This is a genomic window from Mesorhizobium sp. RCAM 05104, assembly GCF_059683645.1.
On sequence record NZ_CM185033.1, the window covers coordinates 2,075,785 to 2,089,720 of the forward strand.

The 13,936-nt window shown below is 62.6% G+C and carries 8 protein-coding genes and 1 tRNA gene; 2 read left to right on the top strand and 7 right to left on the bottom strand.

Features of this window, described 5'->3' with window-relative positions:
* Positions 1-26: 26 nt before the first annotated feature.
* The 4 genes from AC56QP_RS10360 to AC56QP_RS10375 all read right to left on the bottom strand — a co-directional run bounded on the left by AC56QP_RS10360 (position 27) and on the right by AC56QP_RS10375 (position 3,592).
* Positions 27-887, bottom strand: coding sequence for an ArdC family protein (locus tag AC56QP_RS10360; RefSeq protein ID WP_497109037.1), 861 nt, complete (start codon positions 885-887; stop codon positions 27-29).
* Between the two features lie 334 nt (positions 888-1,221).
* Positions 1,222-2,583: a DUF6538 domain-containing protein gene (locus AC56QP_RS10365; protein ID WP_489859798.1), complete on the bottom strand. Its 1,362-nt coding sequence runs from the start codon at positions 2,581-2,583 to the stop codon at positions 1,222-1,224.
* A gap of 125 nt (positions 2,584-2,708) precedes the next feature.
* Positions 2,709-2,785 (bottom strand) — tRNA-His (locus AC56QP_RS10370).
* 348 nt (positions 2,786-3,133) lie between these two features.
* Positions 3,134-3,592 (bottom strand): phasin, encoded by a 459-nt coding sequence (locus tag AC56QP_RS10375; protein WP_489859797.1) that lies wholly within the window; start codon positions 3,590-3,592, stop codon positions 3,134-3,136.
* A gap of 249 nt (positions 3,593-3,841) precedes the next feature.
* On the opposite strand from AC56QP_RS10375, the gene AC56QP_RS10380 reads away from it, so the two are divergent.
* A complete protein-coding gene (locus AC56QP_RS10380; RefSeq protein ID WP_489859796.1) occupies positions 3,842-7,705 on the top strand; it encodes a PAS domain S-box protein in 3,864 nt (1,287 codons plus the stop codon).
* 301 nt (positions 7,706-8,006) lie between these two features.
* Here AC56QP_RS10380 and AC56QP_RS10385 read toward each other — a convergent pair whose 3' ends face one another.
* Positions 8,007-9,965 (bottom strand): acetoacetate--CoA ligase, encoded by a 1,959-nt coding sequence (locus tag AC56QP_RS10385; protein ID WP_489859795.1) that lies wholly within the window; start codon positions 9,963-9,965, stop codon positions 8,007-8,009.
* A 315-nt stretch (positions 9,966-10,280) separates the two neighbouring features.
* Here AC56QP_RS10385 and AC56QP_RS10390 point away from each other — a divergent pair, with 315 nt between their 5' ends.
* On the top strand, positions 10,281-12,134 hold the full coding sequence (locus AC56QP_RS10390) for an AsmA family protein (RefSeq protein ID WP_489859794.1): 1,854 nt from the start codon (positions 10,281-10,283) through the stop codon (positions 12,132-12,134).
* A 6-nt stretch (positions 12,135-12,140) separates the two neighbouring features.
* Here AC56QP_RS10390 and AC56QP_RS10395 read toward each other — a convergent pair whose 3' ends face one another.
* Together AC56QP_RS10395 and AC56QP_RS10400 are read right to left on the bottom strand one after the other, a co-directional pair.
* The gene (locus tag AC56QP_RS10395; protein ID WP_489859793.1) at positions 12,141-12,959 is read right to left on the bottom strand and encodes an ABC transporter permease; all 819 of its coding nucleotides are present in this window, start codon (positions 12,957-12,959) and stop codon (positions 12,141-12,143) included.
* On the bottom strand, positions 12,956-13,927 hold the full coding sequence (locus AC56QP_RS10400) for an ABC transporter permease subunit (protein ID WP_489859792.1): 972 nt from the start codon (positions 13,925-13,927) through the stop codon (positions 12,956-12,958). The genes AC56QP_RS10395 and AC56QP_RS10400 overlap by 4 nt, the downstream gene beginning before the upstream one ends.
* Positions 13,928-13,936: the final 9 nt, after the last annotated feature.

Below are 13,936 nucleotides of genomic sequence, written 5' to 3' on the forward strand. Positions count from 1 at the left end.
TTCCATTGCCTGATTCTGAGACAGGATTACAGAGTCAGGATAAGGCCACCAGTTCCGCGAACGCATATTTCCTGGTGCTGAAGATCCGGAAAATCGCGGCCAAGCCGTGAAGGATGACCGGTGGCATGACCAAGCTCATGGAGGGCTGTGCGATGCCAGTTGATCGGTTCGAAGAAGGCCTGCGGCGGCGGCACCTGAACATAGTCGTGGGCTGGCGAGTAGTAGGCCCTGTTCCCGCCGATGCGGAATTCTATGGCGGTTGCCTTGATCAGTGCCTCAACCCGCGGCTCGGTCAACCTGATGTCGGGTAGCGGAGAGGAAACTGCGATTTCGTCGGGTAGACCGTCGCATTGCTCGATGTTGAAGACCCTGAAGCGTTTGAGGAATGGAACCGCTCGGGCATCCTCGCCAATTTCGCTGGCGCGTTTCTTCTCATCGTCCGGGACGAAGCGATCAGCAAAGACGACAGTGGTACCACGCTCACCTTTCCGGACATTTCCACCGAGTGAGATGGCCTGCCGAAAGGTCAGCCAGCTTTGCGTTGGAAAGCCATGTTCGACCACGGCGCCCCAGAGAATGAGTACGTTGATCCCACTGTAGGCTCTGCTGGTGGAGGCGTTTCGCGGCATCGACAATGGCGCCTTGGCGGCGGCGGTTCCCCATGACTGGACCCAAGGGAAACGACCGGCCTCCAGTTCGGAGATGATCTTGTTGGTGATATCATCATAGAGGTTGCTCCGGTCGGCCCCGGCGCGCGCTCGATTGTTTTGAAAAGACATCGCGGTTTCTCCGCGACGGGCGTCGGAGGCCTCTCCTCCGGCTCTCAACCCGTCACGGAAAATCCGGTCCCCACTCTCCCTCTCGTTCGCAGGCGTGGTTGCCCGCAACCTTTCTCATCGCACATCCCTCCTATTTGCACGCCGCAGCCACCGTTTGCGGCACGAACAGGAACTGCCACTTCCTTCTCTTTCAAATGTTCGCCTAGCGTGGGACATGCCGTGTCCTTGGATCTGCAAAGAGGTGTGGCGGTGAAGCGCTCCGCACCTGCGCCCAGGCCGATCACCGCTGAGCGTATCGAGCGCGCGCTCGACCGCGTGGCGGAAATTATCGTGGCGCGAGGCGACCAAGGCGAGGCATGGCTTCCACTATACGACCATCTAGAGCGGGCCTTGCGGGATCACCAGGCTAAGGAAGAACGCCTCGCAGCGGTGCGCCAGCGTGTCATACGATCGCGGGATCGAACGGCAGCGCGATCTTCATGAGTTCCTCCTGCCACATCTTCATGTCGCCACCCTCGGCGTATTTCGGGCGATCAATGGTATGGCCCATCAGCATGCGGCGAAGCTCCTCATCCAATCTAGCGTTCTTCATCCGGTCCTCAAACGAGTGGCGCAGCGAGTAAACCGTGTGCTCGTCCGTCGGAAATAACCCGTGTTTCTTGAAGTGCTTGTTCACTGTGGCCGACAGCTGAGCCTCGCGATCCCTGTAGCGAGGAAAGCCTTCAGGGTGCTTCTTGAACACCTCTAGAGCCACGCCAACCAAGGGAACCCTGCGCACCGAGGATTCCGTCTTGATCTCCCGGGGGTCCTCAGGGTCTTCCCTGGGCTCGACTGAGATGTGAGGCACATCGTGATCGAGAAGGATGACCCCGGCATGCAGGTTTGCAAGCTCGCTCGGGCGGCACCCGGTCTCGACGAATGCCAGGACGATACCTCGAGCCTGGTCGTTGAGCTGGGCCAATGCACCTGGCGCGAGGATCTTGTCCTTGATCCAGTCGGTCGGGAACGGTGGCCGGCTCCGTTTTGACTTGTCCTTGAACGAGAGATCGGCAAACGGGTTCTTCTGTTCGGGGAACCCCAGATGGCGGTAGTAGTCGCCATACAGCGTTCGGAGGTTGCCCATGTTCCGGTTGCCGGTCGAAGCCGAACGGTCACCCGGGCCATCCTCCGGCGCCACGCGGTCCAGCCAGTATTTGTGGACTTTGCGCGCGTCATCGCGCGTGATCTGGCCCATAGGCTTGTCTTCGACCAGTTCGATGAAAACGTCGACGCTCATCTTACGCTTGGCCTTCCAGCGCTTGCGCTGATCAGGACTTTTCGTGCGCAGCTCGTCGCGGACTATTTCGGAGAAGTACAGCTGGAGCGCTTCGGATATCTTGTCGTCTGGCTGTGCCACCATGCCCGCGACCGCATCCAAGACCGGAGATTTAGCCGGTTCCACAGCGGTAGTCTCTACGCGCCGCATGATGGTCTCTAGCGGCTCGGAGGCAAGAATTTCGCCAAGGGGCCGGTAAACGAACCCAAGCGATTCTGCTCGCTTCACAGCCAGCTTGTAACGGGCCAGCGCGGCGTGGGGATTTTCTCCAAGCAGCATTGCAGCCCAGAGCCCGTTATCCGCAGCCTCGTGGAGATCGCGCGCGGTTCTGGCTTTTGATCTGTCCCTCGTGTCGAGCGATCGGCGCACGAATTGGCCGCGATCATCAAGACCAATGACCTCTGTAGGGACCCTTCGTCGGTAATGGAAATAACCGTCCCTCAGGTGGAGGTAGCGATCAGGATCTTCCTCTTCGCGCCTTCGTCCCATGGCCTCGCGCCATTTGTATCACAATAGGTAGCACAATTTGTGACACAAAACCGCCTCCAGGGCAAGCTTGGAAGCCAACAATCAGGATTTTCTAAAACGAAACAGCTACTTATGGAAGAAGCCGATGGTACCGTTGGCTGGGATCGAACCAGCGACCTCCGGATCCACAATCCGGCGCTCTAACCATCTGAGCTACAACGGCACGTTTGCTGAGCCAGACCAAGGTGGAAAGTTCACTTTCCGTGATCCGCTCTGTCGTTCGGCGATGCGTCCTTACGGGCTAATGGATCTTAATTCAAGACTTTTGCTCGGCAAAGGTCGCTTCCCCACAACGGCATCGACTTTTCGTCGGACAAAGAAAAAGGCCGGCGGGAGGAGGTGCCGGCCTTTTCCTGTTACGAGCCAGCGGGAGGAGGTGCTGGCTGGTCACCCCGGGGAGCAGAGGGAGGAGGTTCCACTCGCCGGGTATTCCTTGATGGCTACCATCATATGCCTGATCGTTTTTAAGAAAATGCGACCTTTTGTTGCATCTACCGATCATGCAAAAATGTTAGGCAACCTTGATTTCCTTCATCGCCTTCTCGAAGGCGGTCTTGATCGGCTTGGAGACGTCCTCGGCCGCCTTGGTGGCGACGGTCTGGAAGTCCTTGGCCTGCTCGACGGTCATCTCGACGCGCTTGCGCAGGAACGCGGTCTGCAGTTCGACGACTTCCGACAGCGACTTGGCGCCGATCAGGGCTTCGAGATGCGAGAAGCCGGCCTCGGCATTGGCGCGCAGGGCGGAAATGGTCTTGAGCGACAGATCGCTGGAAACGGTCTTGGCGGTCTCAAGGCTCGACTCCAGAGCCTTCTGGGTCTCTTCGGCACCGGTCTTCAGCTTGGCATAGGCCTCTTTCGACTGCTCAACGCCCTGTTCGGCGAAAGCGCGGATCTGGTCGGTGGCCTTGGAAGCGTCGAAGCTCGGGAATTCAACGTTTTCGATGGTCTCGGCGGTCTTGGTCCTGGACATTTTTCCATCCTTTTCAGCGGTAGCGGCTTTGACAGAAAGCCGTCTCGTTCAGTTATGATGGCAATATAAACGCAATTTTTGTGCATTGCAATATCTTTGTTGCAGTGCACCATAAATTCTTTACGGCCGTTAACCAAGAGCCCAAATTCCGGCCTTTGCACGTTCTGGCTTGTGGACCTTCGCGCCGCCGGCTTTTATTAACAAAGCGTTAACTGCAAATTCGCCGCTCCGTGAGGGTTCGCCAAGCGCATGCCGTCCGAATATTCCTTCCTCGACGTCGCCGTGCTCGATGCGGTCCGTCAGCGCTTTGCCGCCGGCGACGCGATCGCGATCCTGTCGGAGGATCTGGAACAGGTGATCTGGGCCAACGGGCCAGGTGCGGCGGTGTTCGGCTATCCCGACATCGAGGCCATTATCGGCGCCTCGGCGCAACTGCCGTTGATCGCCAGACGCCAGATCATGGCGACCAGTGGATTTCCAGAGATCGGCCGCGACCGCGCCATCATGGTGCGGCTGGCAACCGGCATGACCAGCCGCGCGGTCGGCTTCCTGGCCAGTGCGGTGACCATGCCGGACGCAGAGAAAGCGATCATGCTGGCGGTACCGGCTGCGCAGACAGGGTCGCGCAGCGCCGGCGAGATCGCCGCACGCGCCATTAGCGGCTTCACCGAAGACGGTCATTTCATCGCCTTCATCGATGCCAAGGGCAACATCGAAGCGGCATCGGAAGGGTTTTCGGCCCTTGGCATCTTGCCAGGCACGCTGGCTGCCCTCGTCGCTGACGTTGCGTCAGGGAGCGACCGCATCGTCAAGCGCCTCGTTCCCGGCCGCACGGCCTCCTTTCCGGCTGGTCTCGCAAGATTGACCGAGGAACGGCATCTGCTGGTGGTGATCGACGAGGACCAGCTCGACGACAGGACCACAACCGGCGAACGCCCTGAATCCATTGCCGAGACCGCACCGGCTGGCAACGCTGTTGTCCAGCCGCAGCCGAGCCAGCACACCGGGACACCGACGGACGGACCGGGCGCCACGCAACCGGCCGAAGCTATCCCGGCATCGGAAGTGCATGAGATCGCCGACGCGGCCGGGCAGGCTCCGGCGGCAGTGAGCACGCCGGGGCAGCACGATCATTGGTACTTCAAAACCGACGAGGACGAGGGGCAACAGGCGAGCCGACCGCCCCAACCCGAAGCGCGGGCCGAAGAGGCCGTCCCGGAGAGTCCCGAGGAAAACACGAGACGGAATGACGTCCATGCCCCCTCGCCGACCGCGACTCCGGCCGCTCCGGCGATAGACCGCGCCGCGGCGCCGATACGCTTCGTCTGGCGCACCGATGCCGACGGCAAGTTCAGCGCGCTGTCGCCGGAATTCGCCGAGATCGTCGGCAAGCCCGCAGCCGACATCATCGGCAGGCGCTTCAAGGATGTCGCGGCAGCCTTCGGCCTCGATGCCTCCGGCGAGATCGCCGGTCTGCTGGAGCGGCGCGACACGTGGTCCGGCCGCTCCGTGCTGTGGCCGGTCGTCGGTACCGATCTCAAGATCCCTGTCGACCTGGCCGCCCTACCCGTCTACGGCCGCAGCCGTGCCTTCGAGGGTTTCCGCGGCTTCGGCGTTGCCCGCACCGGCGACGCGGTCGTCGATCCCGAGGCCATCGGCATGGCGCTCGTTCCCAATGGCCATGCGCCGGCGGCGCAAGAAACCGCCGAACCAGCGCCCGAGGCGCCGAAGACGCCAGACCCCTTCAAGGGCGAGGTGCCAGCGCTGACCATCGTGCCGAAACCGGAGCGGCGCTTTGCCGACAAGGTGATCCGGCTGGCCGAACATCGGCAGCCAGCCAATGACAAGGGCCTGTCGACGCTGGAACGCAGCGCGTTCCGCGAGATCGGCGAGCGGCTGAAGAAGGACAGTTCCCCAGTTGAGCCCCCAGAGGCCGAGAAGCCTGAGCTGGCGCCAGCAGTCCAGGCAGAGCCGCAATCCGAGGCCGGAGGCACGATCCTGTCGACGCAAGATGGCGGCCCGACTGCGGACGCCACCCCCAATGCTGGACCGGTGGATGCGGACCTCGAGCCGGCGGCTGACGCCGTGGGCGAGGCAAGCGCCGCCGAGCCCGCCGATATCGAGGCTGAGGACGAGAAGGATCTGGCACGGCTCGACGGCGCAGATCCAGATGAGACGATAGGAGAGGAAACCCTCCGGCCCAGTCCTTCGGGCTCGCTGCTCAACCTTGCCGACCGCGACGATGAACCGACCTATGTCGCCGACAACAGCGACGATGCGCCGGTATCCGCGGAAGCGACTGAGGGTTCAGCCAAAACCGCAGCTGGCGATGCCGAAGCGCAAACGGCGGCCGGCGGCACACCACAGGTGAACGACCCGGCCGCGGACGACGACAGCATGACGTCGGCGGATTTTCGCGACGCCGAGGACAATGAGGATTGGGCGCAGGCCGACGAGGAGGCCGCCGCGCCTGATAAACAGGCCGCTGCGTCCGCCGAGGAGACTGACAATCCGAGCGATGCCCTGGAGGCGCGCGTCGAACGGCCACGCCTTCAGGTGCCCCCGCTCAAGGTCGAAGGGTTCGTGCCGTCAGCGTTTTCGGCCGGGGATGAAAACCGGGGCCCTGATACCTCGCTCCTGGGCAAGCTCCCGGTGCCACTGCTGATCCATTCGGGCGATCAGCTGCACTATGCGAACGAGGAATTCCTCAACCTGACCGGCTACGAGGCGCTCGATGACCTGGCGGATGCCGGTGGTCTCGGCGCACTGTTTGCCGACCCCTACGCCGATGACGGCGCCTCTGACAGCACCGATCGCGCGCTGCGGCTGAAGACGCGTGGCGGAGAGGAATTCCCGATCGAGGCCATCCTGCGCTCGGTTCCCTGGCGCGACGGCAAGGCGCTGATGCTGGTCGTGCGCCGCTCCGGCGAGGATGACACGCCGGCAGCCCTGCATGCCATTGGCGACGAGCAGACGCAGCCGGACGTTTCGGAGCTCAAGGCACGCATCGCCGAGATGCGCACCATCATCGACACCGCGACCGACGGCGTCGTGCTGATCGGCCGTGACGGCACCATCCGCTCGATCAGCCGTCCGGCCGAAGCGCTGTTCGGCTTCGACAGCGACGAGGTGACCGGCAAGCCGTTCGCCTCGCTGTTTGCCATCGAAAGCCAGCGCGCGGCGCGAGACTATCTCAACGGACTGTCCGAGCCCGGCGTGGCTAGTGTGATGAATGACGGCCGCGAGGTGATCGGGCGCGAGGCGCAAGGCCGCTTCATTCCACTGTTCATGACCATCGGCCGGCTGCCCAACGATAGCGGCTTCTGCGCCGTCGTGCGCGACATCACGCAGTGGAAGCGGGCCGAAGAGGACCTGACGCAGGCGCGCGCGGTGGCCGAACGCGCTTCCTCGCAGAAGACCGATTTCCTCGCCCGCATCAGCCACGAGATCCGCACGCCGCTCAATGCCATCATCGGCTTTTCCGAATTGATGGTCGACGAGAAGTTCGGCCCTGTCGCCAACGACCGCTACCGCGACTATCTGCGCGACATCAACCGCTCGGGCAATCATGTGCTCGACCTTGTCAACGACCTGCTCGACATCTCGAAGATCGAGGCTGGCCAGCAGGAGATGGCCTATGAGGCGGTGTCGCTCAACGACACGCTGGCCGAGACGGTGGCAATGATGCAGCCGCAGGCCAATCGCGAACGCGTCATCATCCGCTCGAGCTTCGCTTCGCGACTGCCGGAAGTGGTGGCGGACCTGCGCAGCGTGCGCCAGATCGCGCTCAACATCCTGTCGAATGCCATCCGTTACACCCAGGCTGGCGGCCAGGTGATCGTCTCGACCGCCTATGAGACGTCGGGCGACGTCGTCATGCGGGTGCGCGACACCGGCATCGGCATGAGCCAGGCCGAGATCGAGCAGGCGCTGAAGCCGTTCAAGCAGATCAACGCCCTGAAGCGCGGACGCGGCGACGGCACCGGGCTTGGACTGCCGCTGACCAAGGCGATGGTGGAGGCGAACCGCGCCCGGTTCACCATCAATTCGACGCCAGGAGAAGGAACCCTGGTCGAGGTCGCGTTTCCGTCGACCCGCGTGCTCGCGGAATAACCGCGCCCGCAATTCCGGACGGAAAACCGTTTCGCACTTTTCCCGGAATTGCCCCGGCAAAAGAAAAGGCGCCCAGAGGACGCCTTAAGAGATGGGATTGCTGTCACAACGGGGGCTTGAGCGAATTCAGATCCTCCGGGGATGGGGAGGAACGGGATTTCTCCCTCAAGTTACATGCGACTATCGACGCCGGGCCTTAACAACTCCTTACCGGCGCGGCGGAAAATTTACGAATGTGTACCACTCATGAAATCTAGGTAAATTCTACCGACAGGTTTCGTTAACCATCACGACTGCCCGGTCACTCGGCCAGTTGCGGCAGGTTCTTGAACAGTTCCAGCGCTTCGGGGTTGGCCAGCGCCTCCTTGTTCTTGATGGCGCGGCCATGCACCACGTCGCGCACCGCAAGCTCGGTGATCTTGCCCGATTTGGTGCGCGGGATGTCGGTGACGGCGACGATCCTGGCCGGCACGTGGCGAGGGCTCGCCCCGGTGCGGATTTTGGAGCGAATACGTTTTTCCAGATCGTCGTCCAGCCGCACACCCGCCGCCAGCCGCACGAACAGCACGACGCGCACGTCATTGTCGAAATCCTGGCCGATGCACAGCGCCTCCAGAATCTCGGGCATCTGTTCGACCTGGTTGTAGATCTCCGCCGTGCCGATGCGCACGCCGCCCGGATTGAGCGTGGCATCGGAACGGCCGTGGATGATCAGGCCGCCATGGTCGGTCCATTCGGCGAAATCGCCGTGACACCAGACATTGTCGAAGCGCTCGAAATAGGCCGCCCGGTACTTCTTGCCCTCGGGGTCGTTCCAGAAGCCGATCGGCATCGCCGGAAAGGCCTTGGTGCAGACCAGTTCGCCCTTCTGCTGCCTCACCGGCTTGCCGTCGTCGTCCCAGACATCGACGGCCAGGCCGAGGCCGGGACCCTGGATCTCGCCGGTCCACACCGGTTGCGTCGGAACGCCAAGCACGAAGCAGGAGACGATGTCGGTGCCGCCGGAGACCGAGGCCAGATGGACATCCTTCTTGATGCCGTCATAGACGAAGCGGAAACCCTCCGGTGACAGCGGCGAGCCGGTGGAGGAAATCGCCCGCACGGTCGACAGATCATGTGTGCGGATCGGCTCGAGACCGGCCTTGCGCACGGAATCGATGAATTTGGCCGAGGTGCCGAAAAAGGTCATCTTCTCGGCATCAGCGAAGTCGAACAGTACATTGCCGTCGGGATAGAAGGGCGAGCCATCGTAGAGCAGCAGCGTGGCGCCTGACGCGAGGCCCGACACCAGCCAGTTCCACATCATCCAGCCGCAGGTGGTGAAATAAAAGAAGCGGTCGCCGTCGATCAGCCCGGCATGCAGCCGGTGTTCCTTGACATGCTGGATCAGCGTTCCGCCGGCCGAATGGACGATGCATTTGGGAATGCCCGTCGTTCCGGAGGAAAACAGGATGTAGAGCGGATGCGCGAACGGCAGCCGCTCGAAGCCGACGGGCTTGACGGCAAACGGCGACAGCGCCTCTTCCAGCGCCACCGCCTTGTCGATGGTTGCGGCAACATCGGTCGAGGTGCCGAGATAGTCGACGACCAGAACCTTGCGGACCGTGCCAAGCTTGGCCGCAACCGCGGCGATCTTGTCGGCGACCTCGATCGCCTTGCCATTGTACCAGTAGCCGTCGGGCGCGATGAAGATGACGGGCTCGATCTGACCGAACCGGTCGAGCACGCCCTGCTCGCCGAAATCGGGAGAACAGGACGACCAGACGGCGCCGATCGAGGCGGCGGCCAACATGGCGGCAACCGTCTCCGGTATGTTGGGCATCATCGCCGCGATGCGATCGCCCTTTTTCACCTTGAGCGAGAGGAAGAGCTGCTGCAAACGCGAGGTCAGCGCATGCAACTCGTTCCACGACAGCCGGCGTTCGACCTTGTCCTCGCCGCGAAACACGATGGCCTCGCCAGAGCCAGTCTTCTTCAGCAGGTTCTCGGCGAAGTTCAGCGTTGCGTCCGGGAAGAAGGAGGCGCCGGGCATCTTGTCGCCGTCGACGAGCAGGAACTCGCCCTTGTCGCCGACTATGCCGCAGAAATCCCACACCAGGCTCCAGAATGCCTCGCGATCGTCGACCGACCAGCGGTGAAGGTCGGCGTAGGAGGAGAAGCTACCGCCGGTTTTCGCGGCTGCTGCCTTCATGAAAGCGGTCAGCGGCGCGGCGTCAATCTGGTCTTGCGTCGGGGTCCAGAGTGGTGCGTCGGCAGCCATGATCGTTCCTCCTTAAAGCGTGTCGCGTCTGAGAGAATCCATGCAGCGCGCTTTAAACTCTGCTTTAGGCATGCCGCTGTCCCAAAACCGCCACGAACCCTCTCGGCGCAGGCTTTGGGCGACATGCGTCAGGCTGCATCGCTTATGCATATCGCAGCGCAGCAGAGCAAGATTTTGTTCGGCCGATACGGCCAGATGTGCGCAAATGCCATCGCCGGGCCATAAAGACTTGAAATGCGTCGGCCCTAAGTCGTAGTGACGACTGGGGTTACACCCGTCAGGCGATTTTGTCGGAATGAAAGCATACGAGGCGAGATGCCATCCCCTTTGATCCGGCGTGGCGTATGGGCGATCGGCACCGCCGTGATCGTCATCGCGCTGATCGTTGCCGCCCTGCCGCTGATCGCTTCCACCCGTATCGTGCGCGACCGCATCGCCTGGGAAATGAGTGCGTGGAGCGGCTTCCGCGTCGCCATCGAAGGCTCGCCGCGCATCGAGGTCTGGCCGAATTTCCGGGCGATCCTGACCGATGTGACGCTTTCGCAATGGACGGACATCGACGCACCGCCGGTCGTCGAGGCCGAGCGGGTCGAGGTCGATCTCTCCGCGATGGCGGCACTGCGCGGCGACGTGGTGTTTTCGACGGCGCGGCTGGTGCGGCCGACGATCCGGGTCCAGCGTATGGCGACCGGCCTCTTCCTGCCCGCCGTTCCGACCGGCGGACGCATTGCGCGTTCCATCGACACGGCGCGCGGCGTGGTCAATGCCGACCCCGCCAAGCCGGACCTCGACAAGCTGCCGGCCGACACTTTCGGCACCGTGGAGTTCCGTGACGGCCGCATGGTGGCTTCCGTCGGCGGCAAGGATGTCGAGGTCCTGAGCAGCCTGACCGGCCAGGCGACCTGGGCGGCGATGAACAGCAATGCGACGCTGTCGGCGACCGGGATCTGGCGCGGTGAAAGCGTCGCCCTGGATGTCGCCTCGCCGAAACCGCTGGTGCTGTTTGCCGGCGGCACGGCGCCGCTCACGCTGTCCTTCAAGGCAGCGCCCGCCACCTTCTCTTTCGACGGCACCGCCAGCATGTCCGAGAACGCCTATTTCGATGGTCAGGCCAAGTTCTCGGCGCCGTCGTTGCGGCGGGTTCTGGAATGGGCGCAGGCCGGCATCGCTCCGGGCGCCGCGATCGGCTCCGTCAGCATTTCGAGCAAGGTCACGGCGACGGCCGGGCGCGTCAAGTTCGACAACACCGCGCTCTCCCTGGACAACAATCCGGGGATGGGGGCGCTGGACCTCTCGCTTGGCGAGGCACAACCGGTGATCTCCGGCACGCTCGCCTTCGATACACTGGACCTCAGGTCGTTCCTGTCCGCCTTCACGCCGCTGGCGCCAACCGCTGGGGCCGGTCAGGCCGAAATCGACACAAGTTTCGCCGACCGGATCAACCTTGATCTCAGATTGTCGGCGGCGCACGCCACGGCGGGCACCATTCAGTTGGCCGACGTCGCCGCCACCGCCCAGGTCAAGGATGGGCTTTCCGTCTTCGATATCTCCGATGCCTCGGCCTTCGGCGGCAACATCCAGAGCAGCCTTCGTTTCGACCGCAAACCGGAGGGCACCCAGGTCGAGATCCGGCTGCTGGCCTCCGACATCGACGGCGGTGCTTTCGCCACCGCAGCGGGGATGACGCGGCTGGTGCCGGTCGGCACGGGAACCGTCTCGGTCATCCTCAAGGGACCCGGCAGAACCTGGGACTCCATCTTCGACAATGCCGACGGCTCGGTCACGGCAACCTTCGGACCCGGTGCGTTGAGCAAGCTCAATCTGCCGGCCTTCCTCAAGCACACCGAACAAGGCGGCTTCTTCGCGCTCGACGACGTTTCCGACGGGACGCTGCCGATCGACGGCGCCGAGATCAAGGCCAGCATTTCGAAAGGCGTGGCGCGGATCGACAAGGCCGAAGCCAATTCGGCGAAGTACAAGATCTGGCTGTCCGGGATCGCGTCCTACGCGGGACGGGGACTGGCCCTGTCCGGCGGCGTCATTCAGGCGGACCAGGCGGCAGCGCAGACCAATGGCCAGCAAGGCCCCAACCAGTCATCGTTCTTCGTCGGCGGGACGTGGAGCACGCCGTTCATTTCCCCGATCAGCCGCGGCGTCTCGGGGGAATAGACCGCATCACCCGCGCTGCGCGGCCTGTTCGTCGAGCTGACGCTGCACCTCGCGCCGCTTGTTAGCAACCGAAGCGATGATGACGCCGACCGCGACAACGGCGATCAGGATGGTGCAGGCGGCGTTGATCTCCGGCGTCACGCCGAGACGAACCTGGCTGTAGATCTTCATCGGCAGCGTGGTGGCGCCAGGCCCGGAAGTGAAGCTGGCGATGACCAGATCGTCGAGCGAAAGCGTGAAGGCCAGCATCCAGCCGGACACGATCGCCGGCATGATGACCGGCAGCGTGATCTGGAAGAAGGTCTTCACCGGCGTTGCGCCAAGATCCATCGCAGCTTCTTCCAGCGAGCGGTCGAAGCTTATCAGGCGCGACTGCACGACGACGGCGACGAAGCACATGGTCAAGGTGATGTGGGCGAGCGTGACGGTGAGGAAGCCGCGGTCGAGACCGACGGCCACGAAGAGCAACAGCAGCGACAGGCCGGTGATGACTTCCGGCATGACAAGCGGCGCGAACACCATACCGGAAAACAGCACCCTGCCCCTGAACCGCGTGTAGCGCGTCAAGGTCAGCGCCGCCAGCGTGCCGAGTACGGTCGCCACCGTGGCCGAAATGACGCCGACGCGTGCCGTGACCCAGGTGGCGTCCATCAGGCCCTGGTTGTGGAACAGCGACACGTACCATTTGGTCGAGAAGCCGCCCCAGACGGTGACAAGTTTCGACTCGTTGAAGGAAAAGACAATAAGCAGGACGATCGGCAGGTACAGAAAGGCAAAGCCCAGCACGATCGAGGTGATGTTGAAGCGGCTCCAGGTGGTGTTCATTTGTCCTGCTCCTGGGCACGCGCCTGGGCCTGCTGGAAGAGCATGATCGGCACGGTCAGCAGCAGCAAAAGGATGACCGCAACGGCCGACGACACCGGCCAGTCGCGATTGGCGAAGAATTCGTTCCACAGCGTCTTGCCGATCATCAGCGTCTGCGATCCACCAAGCAGGTCGGGAATGACGAACTCGCCGACAGCGGGGATGAACACCAGCAGACAGCCGGCGATGACGCCGGGCAGCGACAGCGGGAAGGTGATCTTCCAGAACGCGCTGGTCGGCGGGCAGCCAAGATCCTTGGCCGCCTCGATCAGCGAATAATCCATCTTTTCGAGCGACGAATAGAGCGGCAACACCATGAACGGCAGGTAGGAATAGACGATGCCGATGAAGATCGCCGTGTAGGTGTTGAGGATGATCAGCGGCTGGCTGATGATGCCGGTGGCAAGCAGCAACTGGTTGAGCAGGCCCTCGGGCTTGAGGATGCCGATCCAGGCATAAACCCGGATCAGGAACGAGGTCCAGAACGGCAGGATCACCAGCATCAGCAATGTCGGGCGGATCGTTGCCGGCGCGCGCGCCATGCCATAGGCGATTGGGTAGCCGACGAGCAGCGTCAGGACCGTCGAGATCGCGGCAATGATAACGCTTGTCACATAGGCATTGAAGTACAGCGCGTCCTGCGTCAACCACACGTAGTTATCGATGCTGAGTTGCTTCAGCTGGTCGAAAAACCCGGAAATGCCGCCACTGAAATCAAGCACGGGTGTATAGGGCGGCATGGCGATCGCCGTCTGCGACAGCGAGATCTTGAAGACGATGATGAAGGGGATGAGAAAGAAGAACAGCAGCCAGACATAGGGGATGATGATGACCAGACGGCTGACGAAGGCCGCCCCCAACGTGGCCAGAATGGATTTTCCGGCACTGGTTGCCGGAGAGGCTGATGCGGTGACGGCGGCGTTCGACATGATCGCCCC

Bases quoted from the DNA above. Each gene is read 5' to 3' on its own strand.
- AC56QP_RS10400 (WP_489859792.1), bottom strand. From the start codon at position 13,927: ATGTCGAACGCCGCCGTCACCGCATCAGCCTCTCCGGCAACCAGTGCC.
- AC56QP_RS10365 (WP_489859798.1), bottom strand. From the start codon at position 2,583: ATGGGACGAAGGCGCGAAGAGGAAGATCCTGATCGCTACCTCCACCTG.
- AC56QP_RS10375 (WP_489859797.1), bottom strand. From the start codon at position 3,592: ATGTCCAGGACCAAGACCGCCGAGACCATCGAAAACGTTGAATTCCCG.
- AC56QP_RS10390 (WP_489859794.1), top strand. From the start codon at position 10,281: ATGCCATCCCCTTTGATCCGGCGTGGCGTATGGGCGATCGGCACCGCC.
- AC56QP_RS10385 (WP_489859795.1), bottom strand. From the start codon at position 9,965: ATGGCTGCCGACGCACCACTCTGGACCCCGACGCAAGACCAGATTGAC.
- AC56QP_RS10380 (WP_489859796.1), top strand. From the start codon at position 3,842: ATGCCGTCCGAATATTCCTTCCTCGACGTCGCCGTGCTCGATGCGGTC.
- AC56QP_RS10395 (WP_489859793.1), bottom strand. From the start codon at position 12,959: ATGAACACCACCTGGAGCCGCTTCAACATCACCTCGATCGTGCTGGGC.